This window comes from Streptomyces sp. NPDC048751 (assembly GCF_043198595.1).
Classification (GTDB): domain Bacteria; phylum Actinomycetota; class Actinomycetes; order Streptomycetales; family Streptomycetaceae; genus Streptomyces.
Genome location: NZ_JBICUX010000026.1, coordinates 23,381 through 38,282 on the forward strand (window position 1 = coordinate 23,381; position 14,902 = coordinate 38,282).

The window sequence follows — 14,902 nt, forward strand, 5'->3', positions numbered from 1 at the left end:
CCCCCTTCCCGGACGTCCCTTGGGAGCCGCCCATGTCCACCACCAGGGAAGGCGCCAGACACGGCGCCCTGCCCCGCACTCAGGCGATCACCCTGCTACTGGCCCTGCTCGCAGCCGCCGTCGCCCTCGTCCTGCCCGCCGCCGGCCCGGCGCACGCGATCTCGCGCGCCTCGCAGACCATGTACACCCCGCCGTCGAACGCCCCGTCCCCCGGCTCGCTCTACCCGCGCGCCATCCGCCTGCAGAACAGCGGATCGTCCAACGGCACCCTGCTCGCCACGTTCGAGCAGTACAGCTCGGGCACCCCCGTCTTCCCGATCTACCGCAGCACGGACAACGGCAACAGCTGGAGCCAGATCTCCAGCATCAGCGACACCCACAACGGCTTCGGCAACCGCTACCAGCCGTTCCTGTACGAACTGCCCACGCAGATCGGCACCTTCCCGGCCGGCACGATCCTCGCCGCCGGCAACTCCATCCCGAACGACCTCTCCTCGACCGAGCTGGACCTGTACGCGAGCACCGACCACGGCGTCAGCTGGTCGTTCGTCAGCACCATCGCGACCGGCGGCGAGGCCGACCCCACCAACGGCAAGACCCCGGTGTGGGAGCCGTTCCTGATGGTGTCCGGCTCGAAGCTGATCGTGTACTACTCCGACCAGCGTGACCCCAGCTACGGCCAGAAGATAGTCCACCAGACCTCCACGGACGGCCTGACCTGGGGCTCCGTGGTGAACGACGTCGCCACCTCGACCTACGGTGACCGTCCGGGCATGCCGGTGATCGCCAAGCTGCCCAACGGCAACTACGTGATGACGTACGAGTTCTGGGGCGCTCCCGAGGGCGGCTTCGCCGTCTACTACAAGATCTCCTCCGACCCGGAGGCCTTCGGCTCGGCGACCGGCATCGCCCTCAAGGCGACCGACGGCACCCAGCCCAAGAGCTCCCCGTACATCACCTGGCTGCCGACCGGCGGCGCCAACGGAACCCTCGTCGTCAGCGCCAACAGCAGCGACGACCTGTTCCTCAACACGCAGAACGGCGCCGCGAACACCTGGACGCGCATCGCCTCCACCGTCCCCGGCGGCTACAGCCGCGGTCTGCTCCCGCTCGCCGACGGCCACAGCCTGCTGGTCCTCAGCGGCGGCCACCTGACCAGCACCGGCCTCAACCCGATCAGCTACGGCACGATCGACCTGGGCGGCGGCATCTCCGACGGCGCCACCTACACCATGTCCAACGCCAACAGCCACCTGATGCTGACCATCGTGGGCGGCTCCACCACCAACGGAGTCAACGCCACCCAGCAGAACGCCGACAACGCCACCGACCAGCAGTGGAAGTTCGTCCAGCAGACCTCCGGCTACTTCAAGATCTTCAACGTGGCCAGTGGCAAGGTGCTGGGCGTGCAGAACCAGTCCACCGCCAACGGTGCCAAGGTCCTGCAGTGGGACGACAACGGCACCCTCGACCACGAGTGGGCGATCGCCCCGAACCCGGCGGGCGGCTTCACCGCCACCAACCGGATCAGCGGCAAGTACCTGGAGATCCCCAGCGCCTCCACCACCGTCGGCACCGCCGCCGGGCAGTGGTCCGACACCGGCTGCGCCTGCCAGCGGTGGAACCTCACCCAGACCGCCCTTCCCACCCTGTCCACCGGCCAGTACCGGCTGGTCAACAAGAACAGCGGCAAGTTCCTGGAGATCCCCGGCGCCTCCACCGCCACGGGCAAGCAGGCGGGCCAGTGGGTGAACACCGCCAACAACTGCCAGCTGTGGACGTTCCAGTCCCAGAGTGGCGGGGCGTGGACCGTGAAGAACGTCAACAGCGGTCTGTTCCTCGACAACAACGGCTCGACCTCGGCCGGCGCGGCCGTCGTCCAGAACGCCTCCTCCACCGCGAGCTCCCAGAAGTGGACGCTCACAGACGCGGGAGGCGGCTACTTCAAGCTCGTCAACTCAGCCAGCGGCCTGGTGGCGGACGTCGCCTCCGCCTCCACCGCCAACGGCGCACTGATCGTCCAGTCGGCGGACAACGGCGCCGATGACGAACTGTGGCAGGTCGTGCGGGTCAACTGACCCGCCAGGGGGCCCGGTCGCGGCCGGGCCCCCGCTTATCTGTCCGACATCCCGAACGATGACTGTCATAGCGAACGAGAGAGGTGGGTCGTCCCGTGTCTGAAGAACCCTGTGTCGTGGGCGTCGACTTCGGAACCCTGTCCGGCCGTGCCGTGGTGGTACGGGTCAGCGACGGCGCGGAACTGGCGTCGGCGGAGCACGTCTACGCCCACGCCGTCCTCGACCGGAGCCTGCCCGACGGCACCCGGCTGCCCCCCGACTGGGCCCTGCAGGTGCCCTCGGACTACATCGACGTGCTCCGCAACGCCGTACCCGAGGCTCTCGCCCGCGCCGGAGTGCGGCCGGAGCAAGTCATCGGCATCGGCACCGACTTCACCGCCTGCACGGTCCTGCCGGTCCTCGCCGACGGCACACCGCTGTGCGAACTCCCCGGCCTGGAGAACCGCCCGCACGCCTACGTCAAGCTGTGGCGCCACCACGCCGCCCAGGGCCAGGCCGACCGGATCAACGCGCTGGCCGCCGAGATGAAGGAGCCGTGGCTTGAGCGGTACGGCGGGAAGATCTCCTCGGAGTGGGAGTTCGCCAAGGCGCTCCAGGTCCTGGAGGAGGACCCCGAGATCTACCGGCGCACCGAGCGGTGGCTGGAGGCGGCCGACTGGATCGTGTGGCGGCTGTGCGGCACGTACGTCCGCAACGCCTGCACGGCCGGTTACAAGGGCCAGTACCAGGACGGCACTTACCCCTCCCGGGACTATCTCGCCGCCCTGAACACGGACTTCGCCGACTTCGTGACCGACAAGCTGGACCATCCCATCGGTCAACTCGGCGATCCGGCCGGGGTGTTGACGGCCGAGGCCGCCGCCTGGACCGGGCTGCGGGAGGGCATCACGGTCTGTGTCGGCAACGTCGACGCCCATGTCACCGCCCCGGCGGCGGTCGCCGTGGAACCCGGCCAGATGGTCGCCATCATGGGCACCTCCACCTGCCATGTGATGAGCTCCGACCAGCAAGGTGTCGTGCCCGGCATGTGCGGGGTCGTGGACGGCGGCATCCTCCCCGGGCTGTGGGGCTACGAGGCCGGGCAGAGCGGTGTCGGCGACATCTTCGGCTGGTTCGTACGCACGAGCCTGCCCGCCGAGTACGCGGAGCGCGCCGCCGCGGCCGGCCAGACCCCGCACGAGTACCTGACCGCCCTCGCGGCCGGACAGAAGGTCGGCGAACACGGCCTCGTGGCCCTGGACTGGCACAGCGGCAACCGCTCCGTCCTGGTCGACCACGACCTCAGCGGCCTGCTGATCGGCCAGACGCTCTCCACCCGCCCCGAGGACATCTACCGCGCCCTGCTGGAGGCCACCGCCTTCGGTACCCGCACCATCATCGACGCCTTCGAGTCCGCCGCCGTACCGGTGACGGAACTGATCATCGCGGGCGGCCTGACGAAGAACGCCCTCCTCATGCAGATCTACGCCGACGTCACCCGCCGCCCGCTGAGCATCATCGGCTCCACCCAGGGCCCGGCCCTCGGCGCCGCGATGCACGCCGCCGTCGCCGCCGGGGCGTACCCCGACATCCGTGCCGCGGCCCACGCCATGGGCAAGGTGCACCGCCGGGTCTACCTGCCGGACCCGCAGCGAGCGGTGGCCTACGAGCGCCTCTACTCCGAGTACCGCGTGCTGCACGACTACTTCGGCCGCGGCACCAACGACGTCATGCACCGCCTGCGTCGCATCCGCGCGGAAGCCTCCGCCTGAGCCGCTGTGAAGGGAACCCCCTCATGACCACTTCCGAAAGACCCTACGACAGCCAGGAGATCTGGTTCCTCACCGGAAGCCAGGGCCTGTACGGCGACGACGTGCTGCGACAAGTGGCCGACCAGTCCAGGAGCATCTCCGAGACCCTCGGCCGCCCCGGGAAAATCCCGGTCAGGATCGTGTGGAAGCCGGTCCTCACCGACGCCGAGTCGATCCGCCGGATGTGCCAGGAGGCGAGCGCCTCCGACGCCTGCGTCGGCGTGATCGTGTGGATGCACACCTTCTCCCCGGCGAAGATGTGGATCGCCGGACTCAGCGCCCTGGACCGGCCGTTGCTGCATCTGCACACCCAGTACAACCTGTCGCTGCCCTGGCCGAGCATCGACATGGACTTCATGAACCTCAACCAGGCCGCCCACGGCGACCGGGAGTTCGGCCACATCGAGTCCCGCGTCGGCGTCGACCGGAAGATCGTCGCCGGGCACGCGACCGACCCGAGGGCCGTCAGACGCGTCGCCGCCTGGGCCCGCGCCGCCGTCGGCCGCCACGCCTCGCGGACCCTGCGGCTGGCCCGCTTCGGCGACAACATGCGCGACGTCGCCGTGACCGAGGGCGACAAGGTCGAGGCCCAGCTGCGGTTCGGCTTCTCCGTCAACACCTACGCCGTCAACGACCTGGTCGCCGTGGTCGACGACATCGAGGACAAGGCGGTGGCCGTACTCGCCGACGAGTACGTGGAGTCGTACGAGGTCGTCCCGGCCCTGCGCCCCGGCGGCATCCGCCACGACTCGCTGCTCTACGCCGCCCGTCTCGAACTCGGCCTGCGCGCCTTCCTCACCGGCGGCGGCTTCACCGCCTTCACCACCAACTTTGAGGACCTGGGCGGACTGCGCCAGCTGCCCGGCATCGCCGTCCAGCGCCTGATGGCCGACGGCTACGGCTTCGGCGGCGAGGGCGACTGGAAGACCTCCGCGCTGCTGCGCACGATGAAGGTCATGGGCGCCGGACTGCCCGGCGGCACCACCTTCATGGAGGACTACACCTACCACCTCGGTCCCGGCACCCCGCGCGTCCTGGGCGCCCACATGCTGGAGGTCTGCCCCTCCGTGGCCGCCGACCGCCCCCGCTGCGAGGTCCACCCTCTGTCCATCGGCGGCCGCGAGGACCCGGTCCGCCTGGTCTTCAACGCCTCCGAAGGGCCCGCCGTGGTCGTCGGCCTCTCCGACCTCGGCGACCGCTTCCGCCTCACGGCCAACGCCGTCGACGTCGTCGCCCCGAGCGAACCCCTGCGCCGCCTGCCGGTCGCCCGCGCCGTATGGAAGCCACGTCCGTCCCTGGCGGAATCGGCGGAGAGCTGGCTGCTCGCCGGCGCCCCGCACCACACCGTGCTCAGCTCGGCGGTCGACGTCGAGACCCTGACCGACTACGCCGCCATGACCGGCGTCGAACTGCTCACCATCGACGAGAACACCACCACCGAGCAGTTCGGCAAGGAAATCCGCTGGAACGCCGCCTACCACCGCCTCGCCCAGGCCCTGTGACGAAGGAGGCCACGATGACCGCAGTTGTCCGGGAGGGCCTGCGCCGAGAGGTACTGGAGGCGAACCTTGCCATCCCCCAGGTCGGCCTGGCTACCCTGACCTGGGGAAACGTCAGCGGGGTCGACCGCGAGGCGGGCGCGTTCGTCATCAAGCCTTCCGGGGTCCCCTACGAGGCCCTGACCATCGACGACCTGGTGACGGTCCGCCTGTCCGATGGCGCGGTGGTCGAGGGCGACCTGCGCCCCTCCACCGACACCGAGACCCACCGCTGCCTGTACCTGGCGTTCCCGTCCGTCGGCGGCGTGACCCACACCCACTCCACCCACGCCGTCGCCTTCGCCCAGGCCCGCCGCGACATCCCCGTCCTCGGCACCACCCACGCCGACACCTTCAACGGCCCCGTGCCGGTCACCCGCGACCTCACCGAGGAGGAGTGCGCGAAGGACTACGAGTACAACACCGGCCACGTCATCGTGGACCTCCTCGACGGCGACGACCAGCGGGCCGTCGAGGTCCCCGCCGCCCTCGTCGCGGGCCACGGCCCCTTCACCTGGGGCGCCACCGCCCGCAAGTCCCTGGAACACGCGATCATCTGCGAGGCGGTCGCCGACATCGCCCTCCACACCATGTCCCTCTCACCGACGACACCGCCACCCCGTCACCTCCTGGAGCGCCACTACACCCGCAAACACGGCCCCGACGCCTACTACGGCAATCCGACGACCCCGGCGATCCGGTGACGGCGATGCACAGAAGCCGCGTATACGCCGTACTGATCGACACACCCGAAGCCGAGGCCGCCCGGGCAGCGGACTTCTGGTCGGCAGCTCTCGGTGTGACGGCCCAACCGTTCCCACCGGCACCGCAGTTCACCACGCTCCACCAGGCCCTGCCAGGCCTGATCACCGCAGTCCAGGCGGTCGACGACGCACCCCCGTATCCACCTCGACATCGAGACCGACGACGTCGAATCGGAAACCGCGCGCCTGATCGCCCTGGGCGCCGAGCAGATTTCACAGTGGCAGGAGTGCTGCGTGCTACGAGTGCCCGGCGGTCATCTGCTGTGCGTACTACCTGTGGAGAGCGACCCCGACACGTTCCGGGCACAGGCCCACGTCTGGGCATGACGAATAGACGGATGTTCGAGCGGTCTCGGGCGGCCGGCCCGTTACCCGCGGGTTGGCCGAGATCGTTGAGGGGATCGTGGTTCAGGGGGCGGGGACGAGGAGCGGCTCTCCCCAGTCGGCCGCAAGGGCCTGCTTGAGCGCGTCGAGCGCGTCGAGTGCCGGCCCAGCCACTGAGGTGCCTTGCCCGAGCTGCGGGAGGGCTGCCTGATGGCCAACGGCAAGGGCAGGCGCCGCCGTTTCGGCGCGATCAGGCGGCTCCCGTCCGGCCGCTACCAGGCGCGCTGTCCGGGGCCGGGCGGCGGCATGCGCCCTGCCCCGGAGACCTTCGCCATCACAGCAGACGCTGACGACTGGCTCGGACAACAAAGGACCCAGGTCGCTGACCTGGGCCTTAATCACGGCGCGGGTGACGAGAATCGAACTCGCGCTCTCAGCTTGGGAAGGTGAGGGTGTTCTCAATGCCCCTCCTTGAGGACCTCGTCGGCGAACTTCCGGCCGGAGAGGGCGCGGGACAGCTGCAACGTCTGCACCAACATGGTGTAGGGCCCGGTGGCCTTCCCACGAGCGGACGGGGAGTCCTCAGGTGACGGGCGGGCGGCGATCTCGTCCAAAATGTCCCGCGCGCCGGTGTAGGCCTGCTTGGTCTGGCCCGCGCAGCGGTCGATCTCGTCGAACAGCGCGGCGGAGGGCCGTCCGGTGCCCGGGTGGTCCCGGTGTGCAGGCGACAGGTGCTCGCGGACGAGGTCCTCGAGTCCAGCGCGGCCGGGCCGCAGCGTGCCGTAGCTCGCGACCTGCGTGCGCACTTGGTCGGCCATGACGTGGGCGACGAGGTCGTCCGTGGAGGCGAAGTGCGCGTAGAAGGCTCCGTTGGTGAGCCCGGCGTCCGACATCAGCGTGGAGATGCCCGAGCCGTCCATGCCGTCCTGCTTGAACCGCATCGTCGCTGAGGTTCCTCACGGTCTGCGGCCTGGGAGCGAGCGCACCGGTCAGGCTGGGCGGCGACGGCCCTCACCGTCGCCGCCCAGTCAGCCAAGGGCCTGCGCCGCCGTTGCGAGCAACTCCGCGGATGTCCCAGGCAGGCGGGGCGTGTGGCGAAGCTCGCGCAGTTCCGGGGGAGCCCGGAACTGCCACTCGGCCCCTGCCACGGAGCTGAGGGCCGCCACCGCAGACAGCCCACAGCGCCATCCATGGAGGTCAGGTCCGCGCAGAGACCTCAGTGTGGGCAGCGCGCAGCGAGACCTTGTCGATCTTGCCGACCGCGTTCTTCGCGATGGCTTCCACCACGAAGAACGCGGTCGGGCGCTTGAAGCCCGTGAGGCTGCGTGCGCAGAGGGACTGCAGAGCCGAGGGATCGACGGTCGAACCCGGTCGGGGGTGGACGTAGGCGACGACGACTTCTCCCCATTTCTCGTCGGGGACGCCGATCACGGCGGCCTCGAGCACCGATGGGTCACCGACGAGGACGTCCTCGATCTCCTTGGGGTAGATGTTCTCCCCGCCACGGATGATCATGTCTTTCGAACGTCCGACCAGGGTCAGGTATCCGTCGGCGTCGAGCCGGCCCACGTCGCCGGTGTGCAGCCAGCCGTCGACGAGGACTTTGGCTGCTTCTTCCGGGCGGCCGAGATAGCCCCGCATGACGTTGGGTCCCCGCACGACGACCTCTCCCTCCACGCCCGGCGGCACCTCGCTGCCGTCGGCGTCGACGATCCGGATCTCCTGGCCGGGGAAGGGCAGTCCCACGGTTCCGGCGCGTCGGGGGCCCGCAACAGGATTGATGGTGGATGCGCAGGAAGGGGGGCCTCATCCGGCTCCGCCGCTGCGTCGTCGCGCAGTTCGCCGGCGGCGAGGACGGCAGTCCCGTGCGCCACGGCGGTCTCACCGTCCTCGCTCACCAGGAGGCGTGCGCCGGAGTCTGTGAGCTGCCGGGCGACTTCGACGTCGGTCATGCTCGGATTGACCGGCGTGATGGTGGCGCCGAGCCGCCAGGCGGCGAACAGCAGGAGCACGAACTCGACGCGGTTGGTCAGCCTGAGGGCCACGACGTCGCCGGGGCCGACCCCGAGGTCCTTCAGGCGACGTGCCGCCGCCTGGACGCGACGCAGCAACTGGACGTTGGTGAGGGCCTGACGTCCGTCCGAGACCGCGGCCCCATCGGGGTCGAGGGCCGCGCGGCGGTCGGGCAGAGATGCGAAATTCATGGCGAGGGCGTACCTGTCTGGGTGTGATGCGATCCGGTCACGGAGCTGACGTGGCGGCTGCCGGGGTCAGCTGGCGGGTGAGGAACTCGATCTGGTCGCGCACCAGTACGTCGAAGGTCTCGCCGGTGTAGAAGTCGAAGTGGCCGGCGTCGTACCTCTTGATCTCTCCCTTGGGTGCGGTGCGCGCGTAGCGGAGGGTCTGGGCGGGAGGCGTGACGGAGTCGGTGTCGCTGACGCAGAAGAGGATCGGGATGGTGATCTTCTTGGCCGCGCGCCCGGGCCGGTAGGCGAGGATGGTCGGGATGACCCTCGCCGCCACCTCGTTGTGGAATGTCGTTCCCGCGGGCTGGAGCGCCTGGTATCCGGGCAGGGCGTCGGGGGCGTTCATGAGGGCCGGTGTGCCGGGGGTGGCGGCGATGGGAACCATCACGGGCGGCTTCCCGCGGCCTCTGGCTGCCAGATCGCGGGCTACCACGGGGAGGACCTTGAGCGAGGCGGCAGGGCCGAGCGCGAGCGCGGAGGCGAGACCGTCGGTGAAGGGGCACTGGGACACTGCCGCGCGCAGTTCGGGGTGGCGTGAGGCGACGGTGATGGCATGGCCGCCGCCGAACGAGCTGCCCCAGACGGCGATGCGGGTGCGGTCGACGTCCGTGCGGGCCTTGACGTAGGTGATGGCGGCGTCCCAGTCGGTGAGCTGACGCTTGATCGACAGGAGTTGGCGAGGGTGGCCGCCGCTGTCGCCGAAGTGCCGGTAGGTGAAGGCCACCGCGGCGATGCCGGCCTGTGCGAAGCGCTCGGCGAAGGCGTCCAGGCGCATCTCGCGGACGGCGCCGAGGCCGTGCCCGAGGATGACGACGGGCGCAGACGTGACGCCCGTGGGGAGGTAGAGCCAACCGGCGCAGGTGCTGTCGCCGGAAGGGAACGTGATGTCGTGGCGGATGAAGGACTGCTGAGTGGTCATCGTCGGTTCACCGCCCGCTCGTCGAGCGACGGCCCGGCACGCTGCCCGACGCGGGGGCCCGGGCGTAGGTGCCCGGTGTGTAGAGCGGGAGTTCGCCGGTGGCGGCGGTCGTGGCCTGGTAGTCGAGCATCAGCCTCTGGCCTTCCTTCGACATGACCTGGGTGAAGAACTCGGCGCGTTCGACGTGCAGGCCGTCCTCCAGTGACATCGAGCCGCCGAAGTACACCGACCTCTTGGCGGCCGCGACCGACGCCTTGGACCGCTTCCCGAAGTGCTCGGCGAGGTCGACCGCTTGCGCGAGCACCTTGTCCTGCGCGACGACCTTGTCCACCGCCCCGTTGGCGAGAGCTTCCGCGGGCGTGAACGGCTTGCCTTCGAGGATCGCGGCCAGGGACCGGTGGGTGCCGATCAGACGGGTCAGCCTTTGGGTGCCGCCACCGCCCGGGATGATGCCGAGGAGGATCTCCGGCTGGCCGATGAAGAAGTCCCCGTCGGCCATGACCCGCAGATCGCACGCCCAGGCGAACTCCGCGCCGAGGCCGAGAGCCGAACCGTTGAGGGCGGCGACGTAGAGCACGCCGCTGGCGTTCATCCGCAGGAAGGTCGTGTGCAGACGTTCCAGCTGGAGGGCTCCCCGCATCGGGGTCCTGCGCATCACGGGCCCGAGGACGCGGGAGCGGTCCACGTGCTTCGCCAGGCGTACGATGGCCGCGGCACCGCGCCGGCCGACCGTAGGGCTCGCGGCGCCCTCCTCCTGCAGCCACCGCACCGCGGCATGGCTGACGAACCGTTCGGGATGCGCCCCGGTGAAGACGACGGCACGGACGTTCGGATCACGGTCGGCCCGGGCCACCAGCTTGTCCAGCTGCTGGGCGATGTCGAGGCCGAACTCCTGGAGCGGGCCGCCGTCGACCCGGACGATCAGGACGGCCCCGCGATCTTCGATCGTCAGACGGCCCTTGTCTTTGTATGGCATGAGTTCTGCTCCCGTGCTGAGTTCATGGCGGGGGTGGGAAAGTGCGTCGGGGCGGCCGCGGATGCGTGTCGCAGCGATGAGGTCGGGTTCGCCCCGACACGCTGTGCCCGCACGGGCGGCAGGAGACTGGACCAGCGCGTGATGACGTGTCCGAAGGCGGACGCGTGTATCGAAGGTGGCACGTCACGTGCGATGTGTACTATTGCCGTGAAGAATTACATAACCAAGTTATTTCTGGTGTGTCAACGGTGGAGGCGTACGGAACATGGCAGGGCGGGCGAGGCTCGAAGACGCACCGGAACGACTTGTGCAGGCGGCCATCGGCCTGCTGGCCGAGCAGGGTCCGTCGGCTGTGAAGGCGCGCACGGTGGCCTCCGCGAGCGGACTGTCGACGATGGTGGTCTACAGCCACTTCGGCGGGATCCCCGAGCTGATGAGCGCTGTCGCCGACCACGGGTTCAAGGAACTCGGCGCAGCGTTCGGCCGGGTACCGGTGACGGAGGACCCGATCGCGGATCTCTTCGCCATGGCCCTGACCTGCCGTCGGCAGGCCCGCGAGAACCCTCACCTCTACGACCTGATGTTCGGACTGTCCACTCGGGCGACCTACCGGCCTCTGCCGGATACGGACCGCCGCCTGAGCGGGCACTCCCCGGCCTTTCGGGAAGCCCACGCCCATGTCACCGCGGCATGCGAACGGCTCCTGCGCTCCGGCAGGGTCGAGCGGCGGGAACCCGAAGCCATCGCCGCCCAGCTGTGGAGCTACGTGCACGGTTACATCACCCTCGAACTGGCTGAACACTTCGTCGAGTTCGACGACGCCGTGACGCAGGTCCTCCTGCCGATGGGCGTGAACTTCGCTGTCGGCCTGGGAGACGAGCGGGAACGCGCCGAGGCCTCCCACGAGACCGGCGCGCGCCTGTACGACTCGATCGCCCAAGGCCGCTGAGAGGCCTGGTCGTCGGGTGCTGCCCCGGTGCGCGGCCGGCTAGGACGCCCTGGTCTCCGCGGGAGGGGCATCTGTGCCAGGCGTGAGTTGGTCCTGCCTCCCCAGCGCCGCGACCTCCCGTTCGAGGGACGGCACCGCCCGGGCCGCGAAGCGCCTCGCCCAGGGCCAGGCCAGCGGTGAATTCAGCGCCGCCTTGGCCCAGTTGGCCACGACGACCGCACGCGGGACGTACACGCGGGCGCGCCGGCGTACGAGTCCGTCGACGATCGCGGCGGCCGCCCGGTCGGAGCTCGTGGTGACATTGCCCGGATAGGGGAGTCGCGCGCGCAGGTCCTGGAACGAGGGGAGGTCCGCCTCGGCGCCTCGCACGAGGTCCGTGTCGATCCAGGAGGGGTGCACCACGCCGACCGTGACTCCGAGGTGGGCCACCTCCTGCCGGTAGGTCAGGGCGAGCAGCTCGGCCCCGGCCTTGCTCGCGCCGTAGGAGGCCATCGCGGCCAGCGGCATGAACGACAGCGCGGACGCCACGACCAGCACGTGGCCCCGGCTGCGCTCCAGGTGCGGCGTCGCGTACTTGAGGGTGCGGAACACGCCGTTCAGGTTGATGTCCAGGACCCGCTCGAACGACGCCTCGTCCGTCTGCCGCACCGTCCCGTACGCCACGACGCCGGCGTTGGCGACCACGAGGTCGATGCCGCCCATGGCCTCGGCGGCCTCGTCGATCGCCGACCGCAGAGCAGCCCCGTCACGCACATCGGCCTCGCGCCACGAAGCGGCGGGACCCAGCTCGTCGGCAAGAGCCCGCAACCGATCCGCTTCGAGGCCGATCACGGTCACCCGGGCCCCTCGGGCGGCGGCCAGGCGGGCCACCTTCTCCCCGATGCCGCGTGCCGCACCGGTGACAACCAGTTTTCTGCCCAGCAAGTCACGTTTCATGGCGGCAACATAACTTCGTTATTGATGGAGCACAAGAGACGGCACACCCGCCACTGCTCGGTCCACCTGCTAGGTCTCATGACTGGACGAACCTATGCTGGCCGTCATGAGGCGGACATCCTTTGCACAGTGGCCCTGCTCGATCGCGCGGACCATGGACCTGCTCGGAGACTGGTGGACGCCGCTGGTGCTGCGTGAGGCGTTCTACGGGATCCGGCGGTTCGACGCGTTCCAGGAGTCGCTGGGGATCGCCCGCAACACGCTGGCGGACCGGCTGCACCGGTTGGTGGAGGAGGGGCTGCTGGAGAAGCGGCCGTATCAGACGGAGCCGTTCCGCTATGACTACGTGCTCACCGAGAAGGGGCGCGACTTCTTCGGCGTGCTGCTGGTGATGAACCGGTGGGGGGATCGCTGGCTGTCCGGTGAAGCGGGCCCGCCGGTGACGATGCGCCACGAGGAGTGCGGGCAGGACACTCATGCCGAGGTGGTGTGCGCCGCCTGCGGCGAGCCCATGACGGCGGACAACACCCACCCCCGGATGGGCCCCGGCTACCCACCGCACTTGGCCGAACGGCCGGATGTGCAGGAGCGATTCGCGGGCTGATCGGGCAGCGCTCTGGAAGCCGCGTCACCCTTGACAAGTGAGTCTATCTACGCAACTTTACCGGTCAGGAGCTCATGCGGGAGTTCTTGGCGGGCAGGGAGGCTGCGAGGTCATGGAGTGGACGGGCGCACGCTATGCGGACAAGCCGACGGTCGAGGTGCACACCTGGATCGCCGCAGCGCCGGCTCAGGTGTGGACGCTGGTGTCCGACATCGAGCTGATGCCGCGCATGAGTTCCGAGCTGCAGTCGGTGGAATGGCTGGACGGCGGGAGCGGCCCTGCTCTGGGAGCCCGGTTCGTCGGCCGGAGCAAGCATGAAGCGTTCGGGGAGTGGGCCACCACGTCCCACATCGTCGAGTACGAGCCGCCGAGGAGGCTCGCCTGGGCGGTCGAGGATCCGCAGCACCCGACGGCGATCTGGCGGTTCACCCTGGAGCCGCAGGACGGGGGCACGCTGCTGCGGGAATGGATGCAGATGGGGCCGGCCCCCTCGGGTCTCTCCTTCGCCATCGAACGCATGCCGGAGAAGGAGCAGAAGATCGTCTTCGTGCGCATGCGGGAGTTCGAGGCCAACATGACCGTCACCCTCGAAGGGTTCAAGAAGCTGGCCGAGAGCGCCCAGACCGCGGACGAGGCGGATGTCTGATGCGTACCTCCACCACGATCGAAGCCTCCGGGGGCGACTGGCGGGAGATCGTCGACTATGTCACCGAGGCGGAGAGGCTCGGTCTCGACATCTGCTGGGTGGCGGAGGCGTGGGGCTCCGAGGCGCCCTCGCCGTTGGGCTATCTCGCCGCGAAGACCGAGCGCATGCTTCTCGGCTCGGGAATCATCCAGCTCGGCACCCGCACGCCGATGGCCATCGCCCGAGCCGCGATCACGCTGTCGCAGATCTCCCAGGGGCGCTTCCTCCTCGGGCTGGGCCCCTCCGGACCGCAGGTGATCGAAGGGCTGCACGGCGTGCCGTTCGACCGGCCGCTGTCCCGGATGCGCGAGACCGTCGAGATCGTGCGACAGGCCGTCTCGGGGGAGAAAGTCTCCCACTCCGGGCGTGAATTCCAGATCCCGCTGCCGGGCGGGGAGGGCAAGCCCATGCGCCTGTCCACGCGTGCCGAGCACGACATCCCCGTCTACCTGGCCACCCTCTCGCCGAAGATGCTGCACCTGACCGGTGAGATCGCCGACGGCTGGCTGGGCACCAGTTTCGTACCCGAAGGCGCCAAGGAGGCGTACTTCGACCACCTGGACCGCGGCCTGGCCAACGCCGGCCGTACACGCGCCGACCTCGACATCTGCCAGGGCGCCGAGGTCGCCTTCGCGGACGACGAGGACGCGCTGCGCGCGATGGTGGCCGGACGCAAGAAGGAACTCGCCTTCAGCCTCGGCGGCATGGGATCTGCGACCACGAACTTCTACAACAACGCCTACAGCCGCCAGGGTTGGGCCGAGGCCGCGGCCGAGGTACGGACCCGCTGGCAGGCCGGGGACCGGGACGGCGCGGCCGGCCTGATCACCGACGAGATGGTGCTGGCGACCACGCTGATCGGCACCGAGGACATGGTGCGCGAGCGGCTGCGCGTGTGGCGCGACGCCGGTGTCGACACCGTCCGTTTCTATCCCGCCGGTCAGACCCTCGACGCCCGACTCGCCACCCTGGGCCGGGCCATCGACCTGGTCCGCGACATCGAGGACGAGGCGGCACGCTGACGACAGGCCATCGCGGCCCGAGGCGGGGCGCCATACGCCGACGCCGTCCGCCAGACCCGCGCCTTGAGCCC

General features: G+C 69.7%; 14 protein-coding genes and 1 pseudogene. 9 read left to right on the plus strand and 6 right to left on the minus strand.

Translation table 11 applies throughout. From position 1 onward, the window contains the following. The first annotated feature begins 32 nt into the window (after window positions 1–32). The 5 genes from ACGFNV_RS43960 to ACGFNV_RS43980 all read left to right on the plus strand — a co-directional run bounded on the left by ACGFNV_RS43960 (window position 33) and on the right by ACGFNV_RS43980 (window position 6,497). A complete protein-coding gene (locus ACGFNV_RS43960) occupies window positions 33–2,078 on the plus strand; it encodes an RICIN domain-containing protein (RefSeq protein WP_393630988.1) in 2,046 nt (681 codons plus the stop codon). 95 nt (window positions 2,079–2,173) lie between these two features. Next, window positions 2,174–3,829 carry a ribulokinase gene (gene araB / locus ACGFNV_RS43965; protein ID WP_393630990.1) on the plus strand — a complete coding sequence of 552 codons (1,656 nt, stop codon included), beginning with the start codon at window positions 2,174–2,176 and terminating at the stop codon, window positions 3,827–3,829. A gap of 23 nt (window positions 3,830–3,852) precedes the next feature. Further along, a complete protein-coding gene (gene araA / locus ACGFNV_RS43970) occupies window positions 3,853–5,370 on the plus strand; it encodes an L-arabinose isomerase (RefSeq protein ID WP_393630992.1) in 1,518 nt (505 codons plus the stop codon). Window positions 5,371–5,384: 14 nt separating this feature from the next. Next, window positions 5,385–6,110: an L-ribulose-5-phosphate 4-epimerase AraD gene (gene araD / locus ACGFNV_RS43975; RefSeq protein WP_393630994.1), complete on the plus strand. Its 726-nt coding sequence runs from the start codon at window positions 5,385–5,387 to the stop codon at window positions 6,108–6,110. Between the two features lie 210 nt (window positions 6,111–6,320). Beyond that, entirely contained in the window at window positions 6,321–6,497 is a 177-nt protein-coding gene (locus ACGFNV_RS43980) for a VOC family protein (protein WP_393631061.1), read from the plus strand. A 455-nt stretch (window positions 6,498–6,952) separates the two neighbouring features. On the opposite strand, the gene ACGFNV_RS43985 is transcribed toward ACGFNV_RS43980, so the two are convergent. The 5 genes and pseudogenes from ACGFNV_RS43985 to ACGFNV_RS44005 all read right to left on the minus strand — a co-directional run bounded on the left by ACGFNV_RS43985 (window position 6,953) and on the right by ACGFNV_RS44005 (window position 10,635). Further along, window positions 6,953–7,435, minus strand: a complete 483-nt coding sequence (locus ACGFNV_RS43985) for a TetR/AcrR family transcriptional regulator (protein ID WP_393630996.1) — start codon at window positions 7,433–7,435, stop codon at window positions 6,953–6,955. 256 nt (window positions 7,436–7,691) lie between these two features. Beyond that, entirely contained in the window at window positions 7,692–8,240 is a 549-nt protein-coding gene (locus ACGFNV_RS43990) for a class I adenylate-forming enzyme family protein (protein ID WP_393630998.1), read from the minus strand. A 182-nt stretch (window positions 8,241–8,422) separates the two neighbouring features. Continuing rightward, window positions 8,423–8,698, minus strand: a pseudogene (locus tag ACGFNV_RS43995) (AMP-binding protein); the annotation flags it as partial. 37 nt (window positions 8,699–8,735) lie between these two features. Then, window positions 8,736–9,659 carry an alpha/beta hydrolase gene (locus tag ACGFNV_RS44000; protein WP_393631000.1) on the minus strand — a complete coding sequence of 308 codons (924 nt, stop codon included), beginning with the start codon at window positions 9,657–9,659 and terminating at the stop codon, window positions 8,736–8,738. 7 nt (window positions 9,660–9,666) lie between these two features. Then, entirely contained in the window at window positions 9,667–10,635 is a 969-nt protein-coding gene (locus ACGFNV_RS44005) for an enoyl-CoA hydratase/isomerase family protein (RefSeq protein WP_393631002.1), read from the minus strand. Between the two features lie 265 nt (window positions 10,636–10,900). On the opposite strand from ACGFNV_RS44005, the gene ACGFNV_RS44010 reads away from it, so the two are divergent. Continuing rightward, on the plus strand, window positions 10,901–11,584 hold the full coding sequence (locus ACGFNV_RS44010) for a TetR/AcrR family transcriptional regulator (RefSeq protein WP_393631004.1): 684 nt from the start codon (window positions 10,901–10,903) through the stop codon (window positions 11,582–11,584). 39 nt (window positions 11,585–11,623) lie between these two features. On the opposite strand, the gene ACGFNV_RS44015 is transcribed toward ACGFNV_RS44010, so the two are convergent. Beyond that, the gene (locus tag ACGFNV_RS44015; protein ID WP_393631006.1) at window positions 11,624–12,520 is read right to left on the minus strand and encodes a short-chain dehydrogenase/reductase; all 897 of its coding nucleotides are present in this window, start codon (window positions 12,518–12,520) and stop codon (window positions 11,624–11,626) included. 106 nt (window positions 12,521–12,626) lie between these two features. Between ACGFNV_RS44015 and ACGFNV_RS44020 the strand changes: the two genes are divergently transcribed. The 3 genes from ACGFNV_RS44020 (at window position 12,627) to ACGFNV_RS44030 (ending at window position 14,831) form a co-directional block, all read left to right on the plus strand. Continuing rightward, the gene (locus ACGFNV_RS44020) at window positions 12,627–13,124 is read left to right on the plus strand and encodes a winged helix-turn-helix transcriptional regulator (protein ID WP_393631008.1); all 498 of its coding nucleotides are present in this window, start codon (window positions 12,627–12,629) and stop codon (window positions 13,122–13,124) included. Window positions 13,125–13,236: 112 nt separating this feature from the next. Continuing rightward, window positions 13,237–13,770, plus strand: coding sequence for an SRPBCC family protein (locus tag ACGFNV_RS44025; protein ID WP_319675984.1), 534 nt, complete (start codon window positions 13,237–13,239; stop codon window positions 13,768–13,770). Continuing rightward, window positions 13,770–14,831 carry an LLM class flavin-dependent oxidoreductase gene (locus ACGFNV_RS44030; RefSeq protein WP_393631010.1) on the plus strand — a complete coding sequence of 354 codons (1,062 nt, stop codon included), beginning with the start codon at window positions 13,770–13,772 and terminating at the stop codon, window positions 14,829–14,831. Before ACGFNV_RS44025 ends, ACGFNV_RS44030 begins: the two co-directional genes overlap by 1 nt. Window positions 14,832–14,902: the final 71 nt, after the last annotated feature.

Coding starts and splice junctions, on each gene's coding strand:
- ACGFNV_RS43960 (WP_393630988.1), top strand. CDS start 33: ATGTCCACCACCAGGGAAGGCGCCAGACACGGCGCCCTGCCCCGCACT.
- ACGFNV_RS44000 (WP_393631000.1), bottom strand. CDS start 9,659: ATGACCACTCAGCAGTCCTTCATCCGCCACGACATCACGTTCCCTTCC.
- ACGFNV_RS44025 (WP_319675984.1), top strand. CDS start 13,237: ATGGAGTGGACGGGCGCACGCTATGCGGACAAGCCGACGGTCGAGGTG.
- ACGFNV_RS44015 (WP_393631006.1), bottom strand. CDS start 12,520: ATGAAACGTGACTTGCTGGGCAGAAAACTGGTTGTCACCGGTGCGGCA.
- ACGFNV_RS44030 (WP_393631010.1), top strand. CDS start 13,770: ATGCGTACCTCCACCACGATCGAAGCCTCCGGGGGCGACTGGCGGGAG.
- ACGFNV_RS43985 (WP_393630996.1), bottom strand. CDS start 7,435: ATGCGGTTCAAGCAGGACGGCATGGACGGCTCGGGCATCTCCACGCTG.
- ACGFNV_RS44020 (WP_393631008.1), top strand. CDS start 12,627: ATGAGGCGGACATCCTTTGCACAGTGGCCCTGCTCGATCGCGCGGACC.
- araA (WP_393630992.1), top strand. CDS start 3,853: ATGACCACTTCCGAAAGACCCTACGACAGCCAGGAGATCTGGTTCCTC.
- ACGFNV_RS44010 (WP_393631004.1), top strand. CDS start 10,901: ATGGCAGGGCGGGCGAGGCTCGAAGACGCACCGGAACGACTTGTGCAG.
- ACGFNV_RS44005 (WP_393631002.1), bottom strand. CDS start 10,635: ATGCCATACAAAGACAAGGGCCGTCTGACGATCGAAGATCGCGGGGCC.
- araD (WP_393630994.1), top strand. CDS start 5,385: ATGACCGCAGTTGTCCGGGAGGGCCTGCGCCGAGAGGTACTGGAGGCG.